Source organism: Drouetiella sp., assembly GCF_059504425.1.
In genome coordinates, this window is the sequence record NZ_JCACIN010000018.1 from 61,165 (window position 1) to 77,963 (window position 16,799).

The window sequence follows — 16,799 nt, forward strand, 5'->3', positions numbered from 1 at the left end:
ATAAGGCAGTTACTTGCTATGCGTCCCCTATCGTCTGAGCAAATTCTCCGCATCTGGGAAATAGGTCAGCGTCAGCATCCGGTCGATCGGGCATTGACGCTACTGGTATTTTCCTACCCAGATCAATCCGTAGCCAATCTTGCTTCGCTCACTGTCGGACAGCGAGATGCTTTACTGCTGGCTTTACGGGAAATGACATTGGGCAATACACTCAACTGTTTTGCCCAATGTCCTCAATGTGGAGAAGAGCTGGAATTTACGCTTGAAACGGCTCAGATTCGACTCTCTGATCCAAGTCAATCTCTAGAACCAGACTATGCGTTTACAATTGCAGGATTTGAAGGGAGATTTCGCCTGCCCAATAGCTTTGATTTGGCGGCGATCGCAGGCGATCAGACCCCCGAGATAGCGAAGTCTTCATTGCTCAGACGCTGTCTTCTTCAAGCCCATCACAATGGAACTGAGATTTCGCATCAAGAGCTTCCACCACCGATTGTTAGCCAACTGGCAACACACATGGCAGAAATCGATCCACAAGCCGAAATCCTGTTCGACCTGTCCTGTCCTGCCTGCCAGCATGAATGGCAGATCCTGCTCGATATCGTGAGTTTTTTCTGGGCAGAACTATCGGCTCAAGCAAGACGCCTTTTGTTAGAAGTGCATCAACTTGCCCGACACTACAGTTGGCATGAAGTAGACATCCTAGCCATGAGTGCGACGCGACGCAACCTTTATTTGAAGATGATTGGCTAATGACAGACTTCCTCACCCGACTGGCACAACGCACTTTAGGACTAGCATCCGTGGTTCAACCTCGGCTTGCTTCCCGCTACGCGCCTGCGTCTGAGGTCATGATGGAAAACACACCAGAACAATGGGTAACCCCTCAACCTTCAACAGAAGCACCGGATGTTCCCATTCCTCAGATCCCATTCGAATCTTCCAGTCAAACTGTTCTTTATTCCAACTTAGAAACAAAAAATACTCTTTCTATTGCCCCAACGGAACCCTCTTTCCTAAGCTCTTTGAACGCAACTCAGAATGATCTAGAGCATCTGCCTTCACCCTCTCAACTCACTCTTTCTTCTCCCACAAGTTCATCTGAACGTTTAGTCAAAAGCACGCCTCTCCTACCGCAACAAAACCTGGAAATTCAGGCTGTTTCTCCTATGAGTGAGAGAGCTGAGCCACCGCAGTTGATTCCATCACCCAGTTTTAAAGAGCCTTCCTCTTCTCCGCCTCCCCAGTCCCTAAAACAACCTGAACAAGATCCTCAGGTTCGTTCTGCCCGTCTCCCTTTAGTCCCTCCTGCTATTGCTCATTCATCGTCTATTCCCTTGGTTAAGGGGCAGGAGATAAGTATTGGTCAGGAGACAAGTGCTGGCTCTCCGTGGATCACTCTAGAAAATCGTACACAGACAGAATTTGCCTCTACTCAATCTTCTCTTGTTCATTTATCTTCGTCTATCACTCAGCCCATTAATCAACCCGAACCAGAAATTGAGGTTCGGATTGGTCGCATTGAAGTCCGAGGGATACCACCAACGACGCTCAAACCACGTTCCAAATCGACGTCGTCAACTCCAGCTTTATCCCTCAGTGAATACCTCAACCAGCGGGATGGAGGAAAACCATGAGTAATGACTTAGCGATCGCAACAGTCACGGCAACTTTACAAAAATTACTGATTCGAGGAATTCCTGACATCCCAGGTGAAAATGTCACGGTGATACCGCCGGATCGAGCCTTTGGGGGAGGAAATGCAGCCCTTGATCAAATCAATTTATTTCTCTATCAGATTATGCCCAATGCCAGTTGGCGAAATCGTGATATTCCTAATCAAATCAGACCTGGAGAAACAAGCCAGCCTCCCTTAGCAATCAATCTTTACTACCTGGTTAGTAGCAATGGCAGCGGAGATGATGGGATCTTAAGCCATCAGTGGTTAGGCAAAGCCATGCGAGTCTTGCATGATAACGCGGTACTAGACCGAGAGGACATTAGAGCAGCCCTCCTAGAGAACGATCTTCATGAACAAGTGGAACGGGTGCGAATTACACCACTATCGCTGTCTCTAGAAGACCTATCAAAACTGTGGACTACGTTTACGACTCCTTATCGGGTATCAACAGCCTATGAAGTGTCTGTCGTACTAATTGAGAGTATTCGACCTGCCCGCTCTCCCTTACCTGTGCTGGATCGAATCTTTACAGCTCAACCTAACCTACTGCCGCCATTTCCAACACTCACTCAAATTGAAATACCCAATCCACAAAATGCAGCACGCTGTGGGGATGGATCAGCGAATTCTGGAGACGTTATCACCCTCAAAGGATATAACTTAGCCCCTGAGCCTGGTGAAACTCCTGAAATACGCCTTCAGCATCCTCGCCAAAAAGAAGCCCTACAACCTCCCAGCATCGAAGATTTCTCTACAACCCAAATTACCTTCCGCCTGCCTGACAATCCCGATCCTATCCCCCTTGCGACTGAACCGCTGGAAGATCCAGACCAGTGGTTAATCGGCGTCTACAGAGTCACAGTGGAAGTTAGCCGAATTCGCCAGTTTCCTGATAGCTCCAATATTCGTGAAACTCGTACGACTAATGAATTGACATTGGCGATCGCCCCTCGCATCACCAATCTAAGTTATGTTGCTGCTACACGTCAGTTGACTTTGACCTGTACACCCCGTATTCTTCCTGAACAGCGTACTTTTTTGCTGATTGGCGATTTCCAGGTCGCGAGTGACGATATTGCAGCCCCAACCAATACTCTGGAATTTACCCTTCCTTCTATGGTTCCTGCAGGCGATTATTTTGTGCGTTTACGAGTTGATGGAATAGATAGTTTGCTGATCACACGTCGAGGCACACCACCTAAATTAGAATTTGACCCAGGACAAAAGGTAACGGTATCATGAGTAGCCTGGAGCAATGGCAAGTTGACAATGATCAGTATTTGGCAGTCGCATTGCATTGGCTCCGGTTGCGGCTGACAAAAATTGCTGAGACAACTACCAGCGCCGCTCCATCTAGTAAAGGACTCCTACCCCATCGATTAACAACTCCAGTTTCATCCGTCATATCAGATGAACTCACGCAGGCAGAACAGGCGCTTGCAGAAGCAGCCCAAATGCAGCCTGCTCCTGCGCTGGTAGTTTTGAGCGAACAATTTGGTTTATCGCCATTTGAACAAAATGTTCTACTCCTGTGCACAGCCCCAGAACTCGATACTCAAATACCGACTCTGTGTGCACAAGCACAGGATAATTCCAACTGGAGCTACCCAACGTTTGCACTAGCCCTGACCTGTTTTGAACAACCGACCTGGGATGCCTTGTCCCCCGAACGTCCGCTACGCTATTGGCGATTTCTTGAAATCAATCAATCCAGCACTCAGTCCTTGACCATCAGTGCGTTGCGGGTCGATGAGCGAATTGTTAACTATATCAAAGGGTTAAACTATCTAGACGATCGCTTAACGTCTTTTTTGCTTCCTCTAGATATCCCTCATCAGTCGGTAGAGTTACCGCCATCACAGCAGACTGCCGTTGAAACGGTGATTCATTCTTTGGAGCAATCAAACTGGGAAAACCCAACCATGCAGTTGGTGGGTTTAGATTCCCTCAGCAAACAATTGATAGCTCAACAGGTAGCTGCTCTCTTGAATACTAACCTTTATCGATTGCCAGTAGAACTCTTACCCTCTCAAGCTGGCGAACTCGAAACCCTTGCCCGACTGTGGCATCGGGAAAGTTTGCTGTTGCCGATTACCTTGTATTTAGATGCTCATGAGCGTGAAGGAGCTAGTTTTGAAGGTGCGATGCAACCCTTGCATCGATTTCTAACTCGCAGTGGTGGGTTAATTTTTATCAGCAGTAGGGAAGCTCAACCAGGGGTAGCTCGGAGTGATCAGACGATCGATATCCAAAAACCAACCCATGTAGAACAGCAGCAATTATGGACAGATGCTTTGGGAACGGCAGCAGATCATCTTCCAGGTTGGTTGTCTAGTCAGTTCAATCTCAATTCTGCTGCAATTACTGAAATCTCGCAATCGGCTCTGACTGCATCAAAGGCATCCTCTAATTCGTTCTCCGATCAAGTCTGGCGTACATGCTTGTCCTACACTCGTCCTAGATTAGATACCCTCGCTCAACGTCTTGATCCAAAGGCAACGTGGGAAGCTTTAGTTTTATCCAATGAAGAGCTTAATCTATTACATCAGATTGTGGAGCAAGTCCGTCATCGAAGCATAGTGTATCAACAATGGGGTTTTCAACAACGAATGAATCGGGGACTCGGTATCAGCGCTTTGTTTTCAGGCGAAAGTGGAACTGGCAAAACGATGGCGGCAGAAGTCATTGCGAATGATTTACAGTTAAGTTTATACCGCATTGATCTATCCGCCGTCGTTAGTAAATACATTGGCGAAACAGAGAAAAATTTGCGGCGGCTATTTGATGCAGCAGAAGATGGAGGAACAATCCTGTTTTTTGATGAAGCGGATGCGCTGTTTGGCAAACGGAGTGAGGTAAAAGACTCACACGATCGCTATGCCAACATTGAAATCAATTATCTGCTGCAACGAATAGAATCGTATCGGGGGCTAGCAATTCTTGCCACAAATTTGAAGAATGCACTAGACCAGGCATTCATGCGGCGGCTTCGTTTTATTATCAACTTCCCATTTCCTGGCGTTAAGGAACGGAGTCTAATTTGGCAAAAAGCTTTTCCGCCGGAAATGCCAACCCAAGATATAGATTTCAACCGTCTAGCCAAACTTAATCTTACTGGAGGCAGTATCCATAATGTTGTTCTGACGGCAGCTTTTCTTGCAGCCCATGCAGGCACACCTGTCACCATGTCGGTAGTCCTTACTGCGGCTCGTACAGAATTTCGCAAGCTCGATCGCCCCATCAATGAAGCTGAGTTTCGCTGGCATTCTTCAGCAGAAGTCGTCCGATGAACATGAAGATTCTGATTGATCGGATTGTTCTAGATAGCGGGAATCTCTCTCCTAGTCAACGTCGTCGCTTGCAGACGGATATAGAAACTGAACTCACCTATCTACTAACCGCCAATGGTATTCCCGATCGTTTGAAGTATGGTAAGACAGTTTCTAATTTATCAGTTCATGTAGACGATGTTCCTTCGGATATGCACTCTGCCAAACTTGGACAAAGTATTGCCCATTCCATTTATAGTGAATTGAATAGGTAGATCTGAAATTGATGTCTGATGATACCCCTCATTAATTACTCTATTGGGATGAAAATATAAGCTGTAAGTTGAGCTGATGGACAATGGGGCAAACAAACTGATTCATCTGGTCGGTGAGTAGCTCAAATCCAGATCATAAGGAGGCGATCGGGAAGACTTGTAACTACCGCTTGAGCCAGTTAAAACAAATCAACGGTTGGATGATCAAGCGCAAATTGTTGAGTAAGTTCTTCCAACCGCTCTGTATTAAATGTCATGCAAAATAGTACCCGCGCGGGTACTATGCCAACAGGTCATTTCGTTTGAAAATCTAGCAGAATAGGAAAAAGAATAAGTTAAGACATGCTGAAGAATAAATCTATTGATGTTCGTGAAAGCTATGCTTACGAAGACATTCAGGGTATGAGCCAGCAAACCGATATTTACACCGCGTATTAAGGGCATCGCGACCTCAATCTTAGCTTTTCCCTCGTTGATTAATTGTCTGAGCGATCGCCCAACAGATTCAGCCATTTATCTTCTTCGCGGTAAATCCGCTCATGTAGAAGAGCATTTTTTAGGGCAGTCTTTTTACGCATCAATTGCTCTGAGCATTGGAGGTTCGTTCTACCTCTTTCAATACTCAGAGTTGAGCTTGTGATAGACTCACAGCTTTCACAAGCCGAATCTCAAAGAAACCTGAATCGCTCTTATTCAAGCATCGAGGAGTACGCTAATGACAACGTTTCAAGAACTTGATCCTAACTCGCACTCTGGTCATCATCAAGACCCCAAAGCTGCCTGTACTGCAGATGTGGGTTTAACTGAAGCAGAAATAGAAGCCTTTAGCTGGGGCACCAGAGGTATCTTTGAACAAATGCCCAAATCTGGCTCTGGGTTTGACTGTTATTCAGGCGATGGCGATCGCTATGGGCTGCCAGAAGTCATTCAGGTTCTTAAATATGTTTGTGCCAAGTGGGACAAGCTCTATACCAGCGGTCCACGAGTTGGAATTGGAGACATTAGCTATCCCAACGGTGGCCCGATGCCTCCCCATTCCTCTCATCAACATGGCGTCGATGTTGACATTGCCCTGGTTGCCAGCACCCACGAAGAGATTGGTCTCACTTGGGAGGATTCCAAATATTCTCGGCAGCGAACTCAGCAACTCATTGATCTATTCCGTAATAATCCGATTCTCAACGTCCGAACTATCTTTTTCAACGATCCCAACATTCAAGGCGTAGAACATTGGGCAGGACATGATAACCATTTCCATGTCAGCTTCTTTTCTCCCGGAGTTGCTCCTGCTGCTCACAGTAGCGACCAGCAAGGCAGTCTAAAACTAGTTTCGCCGCCTATGAAGGGCGATCGCGTCCGCCAACTGCAAGAGGATCTGGTGAAAGCAGGTTTCTCGATCGGTACAGATGGTATCTTCGGTGCCCAAACCGACGCAGCCGTGCGGAGGTTTCAGGATGAGCAGGGGCTAGAAATTGATGGTGCGGTAGGACCCGTGACGCAGGCAAAACTGGCGCAGGTGATCCGCGAGCAGGCAAGCGGGGGAGTAGCCCGTGGCGCTGAACCGCTGGGGTTAAAGCTCCAGGATATTGTTGATCAAAACAAATCGATTCCATTCGAGAACATTAACGCAGGCGTGCTGGTTGATGATGAAAGGCTCTGTACCGAAATTCAGACCATTCTTCGTGCCAATGGGCTTCTAGAAGTTGCAGACGGTCTCTATGGTCCTAAAACACGGGAGGCACTGCGTCGCTTCAAAGCAAGTCACCAACTCGGCGGTGGCGATGTGTTGGGTGCAACCACAGCTAAGTCTCTGCTGGTAGCTAGACCTGCTGCTGGAGCGCTACCTGACTGGCAGGGGGGCGACAAACAGGCGACGATTCAGGCAATCATCCAGGAAGCTCGTCGCCAAGGGATTAACTTGCGATCGCAAATCGCCTACATTTTGGCAACCGTGCAGCACGAAACGAATGACACATTTCAACCTGTACGAGAAGCCTATTTCTTAGGTGAGCCGAAAGCAGAAAATTATCGGCAAACGCTGCGTTACTATCCCTTCTACGGACGCGGCTATGTGCAGCTGACCTGGGACTTTAACTATCGGGAATATTCCAATCTGCTGGCACTAGATTTGGTCAATGAACCCGATCTGGTGATGCGTCCTGAGATTTCGCTCTTCGTTTTAATTGACGGCATGAAGCGAGGTGTGTTCACTGGCGTGGGGATGGATCAGTATATTACGGACGATCGCCCTGATTTCCGCAACGCCCGTCGCATTATTAACGGACTTGATGAAGCCGATCGGATTGTGGGTTATGCGATGAACTGGCAGATAAGACTGGCTTAGTGACCAAGGCGATCGAAATTACTCTTCATTATAAAGCATCGGGCTTGTTCACAGGCGATCGATCAACGTTTGACGGAGAACAAGTCCTTAACTGTGGTTTGACAAAAACTAGACAACTTCAGAGGAATCAACGTGTCTGAACCCGTGACTTCTGCCCCAAATCTCTATGCTTTGCTCATCGGCATCGACAACTACAAGCCAAATCCCTGGTACAAAAGCTTGCAAGGATGTGTACGCGATATTAATCTAGTCGATGATTTTCTTCGACAAACCCTACAGCCTGCTCCCAAGCAAATTTACAAATTAGTCTCCCCTAACCCAGACAATGCTGTTCTGCTTGATCTCAGAGCGACCCAAGAGCAAGATGTTCTGCCGACCTACGCTAATATCGTCAATGCCTTCAAAGAAATTACAGATAAAGCCGAACCCAAAGATTTAGTTTATATCCACTACTCTGGACATGGTGGACGGACAACCACAATCTTTTCTGAGATCAAAGGAGAGGGGCAGAATGATGAGGGAATTGTGCCCATGGATATCGGCGAACAGCAGGGACAATATCTCCGCGATGTAGAGCTTGCGACGCTGCTAAAACGCCTGACCGATAAAGGAGTAGTCGTCACCATTATCCTCGATAGCTGTCATTCAGGAGGGGCAACTCGGGGTGATTGTGATATTCGAGGCTCTAATGACATAGACACAACCAGTCGATCGCAAGATAGCCTGGTCGCCTCCCGTGACGAATTGATTAGCAACTGGAAAGCCCTCACTGATGGCAACAAACAATCGTCTTGGCTGCCCGAATCGAGAGACTATGTGCTGCTAGCTGCCTGTCGCCCGACCGAGTATGCCTATGAGTATGCGGTGAATGGCAAAGATCGACATGGGGCACTCACCTACTGGATGATTGATACGCTGAAAAGCGGCATCTCTGGATTAACTTACAAATCCTTGCACGATCGCGTCGGTGCCAAGATTCAGAGCAAGTTCCCTAGCCAATTACCGATGTTATTGGGTGAGAGCGATCGAGCCGTGTTTGGCAGCGATCGTGTGTCTACTCAATATGCGGTTATAGTCCTTCAAGTCGATGCCAATCAAACCCGGCTTAAATTGGCAGCAGGATTGGCACAGGGCCTAAGCAGCGGTACAAGATTCGCGGTCTATCCTTTAGGCACAACTGATTTCACCGACAAGCAGAAGCAAGTAGCGATCGTTGAGGTGACTGAGGTGGAAGCCTCTAGCTCATCTGCAAAGGTGTTGGCAGAGCAAGACGGCGGCATTGCCATGAAAGGACAGATTGAACAGGGCGCGCCTGCGGTCATCCTCTCTGTTCCTGTTGATTTGGTGCGTCGAGTGCGGTTGTTTGGCGACAAGAAACTGGGAGAGGCAGAAAATGATCTGCCCACTCAAGCTTTGGTTGATCAGCAAGCAGTAGCTCTTTTGGCATTGCGACAGGCATTAGCAGGCAACGGCTGGGTGGTTGAAGTGCAGGATGATGATGAAGCCCACTATCAGGTAGCCGTTGGGAAAAGTGGGGAGTATGAGATCTGTATTGGGATGCCTCTGGCAAACCTTACGCCTCTGCTGCTCACTAGCGATCCAGAGGCCCCCAAGGAGGTCGTGAAGCGGTTAATTCACTTGGCGAAGTATCAGTCTGTTCAAGAATTGGATAATCTTACCTCTGAGCTAAGTGATGCTGTCGAATTTGAGCTGTTAAACCAAAACAAGCAGCCTTTACCCAATCCCAATAACATCACTTTGCAGCAAGGTGAGTTAGTTTATCTGCGACTTAAGAATACCTCTGTTCAGCCCCTAAATGTGGCGGTGCTTGATTTAGAACCCACCTGGGAGGTATCACAGATTCCCATTCAGGGGCTTGATGCTCCATTCTTTCAGTTAGTGCCCAATCAATCCATCGATATCCGGCTGCGTTTCACGGTGCCGGAAGGTAAAGGGTACACTCAAGCGAAGGAAATGCTTAAATTGTTTGCTACTCGTGGCCCTGCTGATTTTCGCTGGCTCAAACTACCATCCCTGGATCAAGAAATTGAACGGAAGGCATCACGGGGAACTCGCAGCATTAGCAATTCCTTCGGCAAGCTACTAGAAGCAGTAGGTGAAGACACTGATGCTGCACCTCAGCTCACCCGCGCTGCTGTCTATGAGCCAGACCCCAGTGCAGAGTGGGTAACGAAGCAGATTCAAATGACGGTGAAGCAATAGTCGATGAGAGGGGCTACTCTAGATTCAGGTAGCCCCTGCTCTGATCTGTACAGGAGCTAACACAACTGGAAAACTTCAATCGTGGATATAAACGCGAGTATTGACAGCTTACTGTAACACCGTGAAAAGTAATGCCAAAAATCCTTATCCTGTCCTCTAATCCGAGACGAGATCTGAATCTTGATCGAGAAATTTCAGACTTGAGTACGGCAATACAACGTTTGGGAAAGTTTGAAATCAGCCTAGGATTAGGGGTTCGCTCTCAAGAGTTATCAGGTCTACTTGCGGAACATAGTCCGCAGATTGTTCACTTTTGTGGGCACGGAGCAGGAGAGCAGGGGTTAGTTTTTCAAGATGAAAATGGACGGGAACAGCTCGTTAGCACGGAGATACTGACTCGAATATTCAAGACTTTTTCAGATGAGATTAACTGTACGGTACTGAATGCTTGCGACAGCGATCGCCAAGCAGAAGCGATCGTTGAGCATATCAATTATGTGGTTGGCATGAGTCAGCCAATCCTCGATCAAGCTGCCCATCTTTTTTCAGTTGGGTTTTATAAAGGGTTAGCCGCTGAAAAATCGATCGAGCAAGCCTATGAGATGGGTTGTATTGCAATTCAAATCTGGAGCGAAACCCGTTCCCAATCAACTCAAAACCGACAGTATCGCAAGCTAGCCTATGCTGGGGATGTTGCCCAGTCCGATCAGCCTCCGCTAGCAGAACATCTGAAGCCAATATTGCTGCAAAAGAGCGCGCGGTTATCCTCTAGCTTAGCTAGCAGCGGCTCAGCTTCAGAGGTTGCTCCTTTGTCAGCACCATCTGAGCATCCCCAAAGGTTTGATGAATTTGTTCACGAAGAGATCGAGCGCAAAGAATACAAAGATCAGGCGAGAGACGCTTATGACAATTTTGGGCAGTTTTCGGCTCAGAATGTGGTTGTTTTAAGCAAATCGGAGTACAAGCAGCGTCAGATACTTTTAGGAAAGGTTAAACAGTTTTGGATTGAGGGATTTCTCCAGCCTTCTCTTCAGGGTGTTGATGCCCTTAGCCTTGAGTTGAAAGCCCGTCCAGATGCGATCGCCGATTTATCGCAGGGAATTGAAGCGCTGTCTGTAGAGCTAGATTCATCCTATGAAAGGCTACAAGGTACGCAAATTTATGGGGAAATGGGGCAGGGTCGGACACTATTGATTTTGGGATCTCCTGGAGCCGGAAAGACGATCGCTCTGCTGCAACTAGCTCAACGCCTGATCGAACGCAGCGAACAGGACTTGAGTTTGCCGATGCCCGTCGTATTTAACCTGTCTTCTTGGGCGAGGGATCAAAAGCCGATCGTTGATTGGTTGATTGAGGAACTGCGAGAAAAATATCAGGTTCCCAAGTCGTTGAGTGAACCTTGGCTCAGACAACAGCAGCTTATCCTGTTGCTGGATGGGCTGGATGAAGTCAAAGAACATTATCGAAACGATTGTGTTCGTGCCTTGAACGAGTTTATTGGGCTGTTCCCCCGGACTGAGGTGGCAGTTTGTAGCCGAGTGCGAGATTACGAGGCGCTGACAGAGCGTTTACAGATCAGCAGTGCCCTTTGCCTGCAACCCCTTTCATCAGAGCAGATGTATCAGTTTTTGGACAGCGTGGGTGGCTCTCTGGCAGGCTTGAAAACGCTGTTAAAAAGAGATGTGGAACTAGAGCAGTTTGCCCGAACTCCGCTGATTTTGAACTTTATGAGTGTGGCATATCAGGGATGGTTGGTAGAACAGTTGATGCAGGTACTCCACTCGACTCCGGATCGCAACCAACACCTGTTCGATACCTATATTGAGCGGCGACTGGAGCGAGGGGCGACTTCAGACTATCCCGAAAATCAGGTGCTACGCTGGCTGAGCTGGTTAGCAAGTCGAATGGTGCAGGAAAAGCAAACCATTTTTTTGATTGAGAAGTTGCAGCCAACCTGGTTAAAGAATCGTAGTGAGGAAAGAGCTTATCAAATTAGAACTTTTATAGTTTCCGGGCTGAGTGTTGGGCTGAGTGTTGGGCTGAGTGTTGGGCTAATTTCCGGGCTGGGTTTTGAGCTGCGTTTTGGGCTGGGTAATGGGCTGAGTGCTGGGCTGAATGTTGGGCTGATTTTTGGGCTGAGTGTTGGGCTGAGTGTTGGGCTGATTACTAGTTTAGCCAAAAAAATATTACCTTTAGAGCAACTGAGTTGGTCATGGCAAAGGGCTAAGTCTAAGTTTATTCGTGAATTTTTTACTGGTGCTGGTTACGGGCTGATTTTTGGGCTGATTTTTGGGCTGATTAGCGGGCTGAGTAATGGGCTGATTTTTGGGCTGATTTTTGGGCTGATTTTTGGGCTGATTTATGGGCTGGGTAGTGGGCTGGGCGGCTCTGAAATCGTTCAGCGAACAGTGCCAAACCAGGGAATTCGCACTTCTCTAAGAAACAGCCTTTTCATTGGGCTGATTTTTGGGCTGATTTTTGGGCTGATTTTTGGGCTGATTTATGGGCTGAGTAGTGAGCTGAGTGTTGGGCTGAGTAGTGAGCTGATTTTTGGGCTGAGTATTGGGCTGATTTATGGGCTGAGTATTGGGCTGATTTATGGGCTGAGTGTTGGGCTGATTAGCGGGCTGAAATATGGTGGAGCCGCTTGTATTCAACATTTTGCGCTGCGCCAGACACTATACCAGAAGGGGCGTATCCCCTGGAACTATACAAGATTTCTCGACTTTGCCTCAGACCGACTCCTGATGAAAAAGGTTGGGGGAGGCTATGTCTTCTTCCACCGCATGTTGTTGGAGCATTTTGCTCAGAAAGTTGAAGTTGTGTCAGATCGCTAGCTTTGAGGAGAATAGAAATGGCTAATAAAGCTCCCATGAAAGATATGGTCATCATCCTTCCTGGCATCTTAGGAAGCGTTTTGCAGAAAGATGGCAAAGACCTCTGGGCAGTCTCCGGGCAGGCAATTTGGCAGGTACTTACCCAGTCTGGCGAAACGATTCACAATCTGAAATTATCTCAAGATGACCCAGAAGCTGAAAGTCTGGGTGACGGGATTCGCGCTACGGAACTGATTCACGATACTCATCTCATCCCAGGATTTTGGAAGATCGATGGCTATACTAAAACCGCACGTCTGATTACCGATAACTTTGATGTCACCCCCGGTGATATCTACAATGACCCAGATGATAGAGCCGCTAACTTCTACCAGTTTCCCTACGACTGGCGACGAGATAACCGGGCAAATGCCCACATTCTGAAAAAGCTGATTGATAAGCGACTAAAATGCTGGCGTGAAACCAGCGGAGCCTCCGATGCAAAAGTGATTCTGATGGCTCACAGCATGGGTGGGCTGGTGTCTCGCTACTATCTAGAAGTGCTAGAAGGATGGCAGGATAGCCGCGCTTTGTTCACCTTTGGTACTCCCTATCGGGGTTCGCTTAAAGCCGTCAACTTTCTAGCAAATGGATACAAGCAGCTTTTCCTGGATTTGACAGATGTGATGCGATCGCTCACCTCCATCTATCAGCTCTTACCCATCTATAAAGTCATCAATATCAATGGTGAATACCACCGCATTGCAGAAGTAGATAACCTGCCTAACATTAACAAACTTAAAGCGCAGGATGCTTTGGCATTCCATCGAGAAATTGAAGCAGCAGTAGAGCGCCATCTCAAAGATGAGCAATATCTCAAATCTTTTACGGTCGTTCCTATTTCTGGGACACAGCAGCCGACACTACAATCGGCTGTGCTAACGAACGGAACATTGACCGCGACTGAGGATTTGCCAGCGATACTGAAAGACCGCTCGGATCTGGGGGACGGAGATGGAACGGTTCCCAAAGTTTCTTCGATTCCGATCGAGCGATCGCAGAACCTCGACAATTTCTTCATCGCTGAACAGCATGGCGCGTTACAGAATCAGGCTCAGGTGCTCGATAACCTGCTGAATGTTTTACGAATGGGCACGATTGATTTGGAAGCCATCAAAGGGGAAACTCAGGCGGCTATCAGTCTCAGCCTAGAGGATCTGTATCTGGCGGATGAGCCGATCGCTATGCGTGCTCGTCTGATTGGACTACCCAATTCCGCTACAAAATTAAAGGCGGATATTCAAGCTGTTTCTGGCGTTGGCTTTGCCTCCCCAACGGGGAATCGTCCTGCCATTAGCCTTGATTTTGTCGAGCAGGAGAATGAATGGGTATTGGCGATCGAGGATTTGCCGCCGGGGCTTTACCGGGTCAGGGTTAGAACGGACAGCAGCGAACAAGCGCCTAGCCCAGTTCATGATTTGTTTGAGGTTGTTAGAAATTGAAGACGCGGTATGGAACTATCTTGGAGTAATCTTGATCCATTAGCAGAGCCAGTCTCACTCTATCTTTAGCCGTCTCCATTCCATGAAAAAAAAGATTCTGGTTCTGGTATCCAATCCTAAAGGCACGACTAATCTAGATCTTCTGCCTGAAATCCAGAAGTTAAAGGAAGCGTTGAGGCGATCGCAACATCAAAAGCGCTTTACTGTGGAATGGGAGGTAGCAGTACGCCAAACTGACCTGCGCCGCCATATTTTGGATGTCAAACCCCAGATTATTCATTTTTGTGGGCATGGGACTGAGCAAGGATTAGTTCTAGAAGATGACATGGGTACGGCGAAGGTCGTCTCGAATGAGTTTCTGGTGGATTTGCTGCGAGTTTTTGCCGATCGCATTGAGTGTGTTTTGTTAAATGCCTGTGATTCGGAAAATCTTGCCGATGCGCTGGCTCAACACCTTAACTACGTGATTGGAATGAACCAAGAGGTGCGGGATGATGCGGCGATCGCTTTTGCTGAGGGATTCTATGACACCCTAGGGGCAGGGGAAACTTACGAACGGGCATTTGAGGCGGGCAAGAATGCGGTGCTGGGGAGGGCATCATCGCGTCATGCGCCAAGCCGTAAGGGTGAGGTGATTGGTGAGGATGGCAGCCCTGTCAAAGGTCAGAATCAGGAGCATTTGATTCCCGTTCTGAAAACTAATCTAAATCCAACGCCGATTAAGCCGTTGTGGTTGAGTCCGGCGGTGGAGCAGGATGCGGTGCGGCAACTGTTGGGGGCGATCGAAAGTGGTTTTAACACGATTAGGCTGTTTCATGCGGATGAGCCGATTGTGCTGAAGGATCAGTACATTCCGGTGCAGGTGACGTTGGAGCGACGGTATCAGCATACGGTGGAGACGATCGGTGGCTATGCCGAATCGGAGGCGGAACTGAAGCGAATCTATGCGCTGAAGGGCGGCGGTGAGGAAGAGATTAAGCGGCAGCAGGTCGATTGGCAGGAGGCGAGGCGGCAGCAGTCGCGGATTGTGGTGCTGGCTGATCCGGGGATGGGCAAGTCAACGCTGCTGCGAATGGAAGTGGGGGCGACAGTGCAACAGGCTTACCAGGCGTTAGAAACTGACAGACCTCTGAAGGACATGACTCTACCGTTGTTTATCCGGCTCTCGACGCTGGCAGATGAAATAGCAGCTATGTCCACGGAGGAGGCGATTCTGAAGATTATTCAAGAGCGGCATTCTAATCTGCTGAAGCATCATGCCGATGCAGAAGTAGTGGTGTTTCTGAATGGATTCTTGAAGGAACAGTTGCTCAGTGGCAAGGTTTTGCTCTTGCTGGATGCGCTAGATGAAGTGCCGGATGGAAAACGCAAAAAGCTGTTAGAAAAGCTGAATGAGTTTGCCAAAGCCTACCCGACCTGTGCGATCGTCGGTACGTCTCGGATTGTCGGCTATGGCGGCAGGTTGATAGATGGGGCAAAAGACACGGAGATTGTCCCTTTTAACCAGAAGCAAACAGAGGAATATATTGAAACCTGGTTTAGAAATGCGCCGCTCAAGGATGAGTCGGTGTCGGCACGGGGATTGATCCAGGCGCTGCGAGAGCGTCCCCAAATTGCGGGACTGGCTCAAAATCCCTTGCTGCTGTCGTTGATTTGTAGCTTGTATCAACAGGATCATTTGACACTGCCAGTACGACGCTGTGAATTGTACGAGCAGGCAGTCAATTGTATGTTGGGACGGTGGGGTCCCGACAATAAAGGGCACGATGCAAATGAAGGATGGACTTTAGCTAAAAAAGAACTGTTAGAGGAACTTGCCTATCAATTTAGTTGTGAGAGCAAGCAGCTCTTTTCGTTTGGTGAACTGCGGAAGAAGTTGGAAAAATACTTAAAGAGTGGGAATGCGCCTACCGACCTGGAGAGTGTTAAAGCAGCAGATTTAACCAAGGAACTATGTGAGCAGGATGGTATTCTACAACGCTGGTCAGCAGAAGATGACAGATTACCGATTGAAAAACGACGTTATTTATTTCTGCATCGAACCTTTCAGGAATACTTAACAGCCTCATACTTAAGCCATATTGATGAGGGCGAGATTGAGTTTGAAAAGCTTTTTTGGAACTATGACTGGCATGAAACCCTGACATTGCTGGCAGGCTTGATGGAAAACCCAATGGCGTTGATTGAAGCCATTGCTGCTGAAAAGGATGATATTTTTCAAACGCAGTTGCTGCTGGCAGGTCGGTGCCTTGCCGAATGCAGTCAGATCTCAGATCCGCTCATCGATAAACTACTTGATCGTATCTATCAGTTTTGGCTGAAGTATCCAGAGGCTGAATTTATTCGATCGGTTGTGGTGGCGATCGGTCAAACCTGGACAAAACTAGTTCAAAATCTCCAGGCTGCTCTTAACCATGAGGACAGTGCTGTTAGCCGGTATGCAGTAGAGGCATTGGGAGAGATTGGCACTGACTATGCTGTAGATGCCTTAATCGCTGCTCTTAACCATAAGTCTCAATACATTAGATGGGACACAGCAAGGGCATTGGGAGAGATTGGCACTGACAAAGCCGTCGATGCCTTAATCGCTGCTCTCAACGATCAAGACAGCACCGTTAGACACAGCGTAACAGGGGCACTGGGAAAGATTGGCACTGACAAAGCCGTCGATGCCTTAATCGCTGCTCTC

The 16,799-nt window shown here is 48.0% G+C and carries 10 protein-coding genes and 1 pseudogene; 10 read left to right on the forward strand and 1 reads right to left on the reverse strand.

Annotation, left to right across the window (positions count from 1 at the left end; genetic code table 11):
• Positions 1–18 precede the first annotated feature (18 nt).
• Genes AC5JMP_RS03880 through AC5JMP_RS03900 form a run of 5 tightly spaced genes read left to right on the forward strand, consistent with a single transcriptional unit; the run spans position 19 to position 5,225 of the window.
• A complete protein-coding gene (locus AC5JMP_RS03880; RefSeq protein ID WP_495850116.1) occupies positions 19–753 on the forward strand; it encodes a T4 family baseplate hub assembly chaperone in 735 nt (244 codons plus the stop codon).
• Positions 753–1,637, forward strand: coding sequence for a hypothetical protein (locus tag AC5JMP_RS03885; protein WP_495850117.1), 885 nt, complete (start codon positions 753–755; stop codon positions 1,635–1,637). The genes AC5JMP_RS03880 and AC5JMP_RS03885 overlap by 1 nt, the downstream gene beginning before the upstream one ends.
• Positions 1,634–2,923, forward strand: coding sequence for a Pvc16 family protein (locus AC5JMP_RS03890; RefSeq protein WP_495850118.1), 1,290 nt, complete (start codon positions 1,634–1,636; stop codon positions 2,921–2,923). Before AC5JMP_RS03885 ends, AC5JMP_RS03890 begins: the two co-directional genes overlap by 4 nt.
• Positions 2,920–4,971 carry an ATP-binding protein gene (locus tag AC5JMP_RS03895; protein ID WP_495850119.1) on the forward strand — a complete coding sequence of 684 codons (2,052 nt, stop codon included), beginning with the start codon at positions 2,920–2,922 and terminating at the stop codon, positions 4,969–4,971. The genes AC5JMP_RS03890 and AC5JMP_RS03895 overlap by 4 nt, the downstream gene beginning before the upstream one ends.
• Positions 4,968–5,225, forward strand: a complete 258-nt coding sequence (locus AC5JMP_RS03900; protein WP_495850120.1) for a hypothetical protein — start codon at positions 4,968–4,970, stop codon at positions 5,223–5,225. The genes AC5JMP_RS03895 and AC5JMP_RS03900 overlap by 4 nt, the downstream gene beginning before the upstream one ends.
• A gap of 40 nt (positions 5,226–5,265) precedes the next feature.
• Here AC5JMP_RS03900 and AC5JMP_RS03905 read toward each other — a convergent pair.
• Positions 5,266–5,469, reverse strand: a pseudogene (locus tag AC5JMP_RS03905) (IS701 family transposase); the annotation flags it as partial.
• Positions 5,470–5,940: 471 nt separating this feature from the next.
• Between AC5JMP_RS03905 and AC5JMP_RS03910 the strand changes: the two are divergent.
• From AC5JMP_RS03910 to AC5JMP_RS03930, 5 genes are all read left to right on the forward strand, one after another.
• The gene (locus AC5JMP_RS03910; RefSeq protein ID WP_495850121.1) at positions 5,941–7,569 is read left to right on the forward strand and encodes a penicillin-insensitive murein endopeptidase; all 1,629 of its coding nucleotides are present in this window, start codon (positions 5,941–5,943) and stop codon (positions 7,567–7,569) included.
• Positions 7,570–7,701: 132 nt separating this feature from the next.
• A complete protein-coding gene (locus AC5JMP_RS03915) occupies positions 7,702–9,792 on the forward strand; it encodes a caspase family protein (protein ID WP_495850122.1) in 2,091 nt (696 codons plus the stop codon).
• 131 nt (positions 9,793–9,923) lie between these two features.
• Positions 9,924–12,629 carry an NACHT domain-containing protein gene (locus AC5JMP_RS03920; protein WP_495850123.1) on the forward strand — a complete coding sequence of 902 codons (2,706 nt, stop codon included), beginning with the start codon at positions 9,924–9,926 and terminating at the stop codon, positions 12,627–12,629.
• Between the two features lie 17 nt (positions 12,630–12,646).
• Entirely contained in the window at positions 12,647–14,110 is a 1,464-nt protein-coding gene (locus AC5JMP_RS03925) for a lipase/acyltransferase domain-containing protein (RefSeq protein ID WP_495850124.1), read from the forward strand.
• Positions 14,111–14,192: 82 nt separating this feature from the next.
• Positions 14,193–16,799: HEAT repeat domain-containing protein (locus AC5JMP_RS03930; RefSeq protein ID WP_495850125.1), on the forward strand; the 2,607-nt coding region annotated here is incomplete at its 3' end.

Coding starts and splice junctions, on each gene's coding strand:
- AC5JMP_RS03880 (WP_495850116.1), top strand. CDS start 19: ATGCGTCCCCTATCGTCTGAGCAAATTCTCCGCATCTGGGAAATAGGT.
- AC5JMP_RS03885 (WP_495850117.1), top strand. CDS start 753: ATGACAGACTTCCTCACCCGACTGGCACAACGCACTTTAGGACTAGCA.
- AC5JMP_RS03890 (WP_495850118.1), top strand. CDS start 1,634: ATGAGTAATGACTTAGCGATCGCAACAGTCACGGCAACTTTACAAAAA.
- AC5JMP_RS03895 (WP_495850119.1), top strand. CDS start 2,920: ATGAGTAGCCTGGAGCAATGGCAAGTTGACAATGATCAGTATTTGGCA.
- AC5JMP_RS03900 (WP_495850120.1), top strand. CDS start 4,968: ATGAACATGAAGATTCTGATTGATCGGATTGTTCTAGATAGCGGGAAT.
- AC5JMP_RS03910 (WP_495850121.1), top strand. CDS start 5,941: ATGACAACGTTTCAAGAACTTGATCCTAACTCGCACTCTGGTCATCAT.
- AC5JMP_RS03920 (WP_495850123.1), top strand. CDS start 9,924: ATGCCAAAAATCCTTATCCTGTCCTCTAATCCGAGACGAGATCTGAAT.
- AC5JMP_RS03925 (WP_495850124.1), top strand. CDS start 12,647: ATGGCTAATAAAGCTCCCATGAAAGATATGGTCATCATCCTTCCTGGC.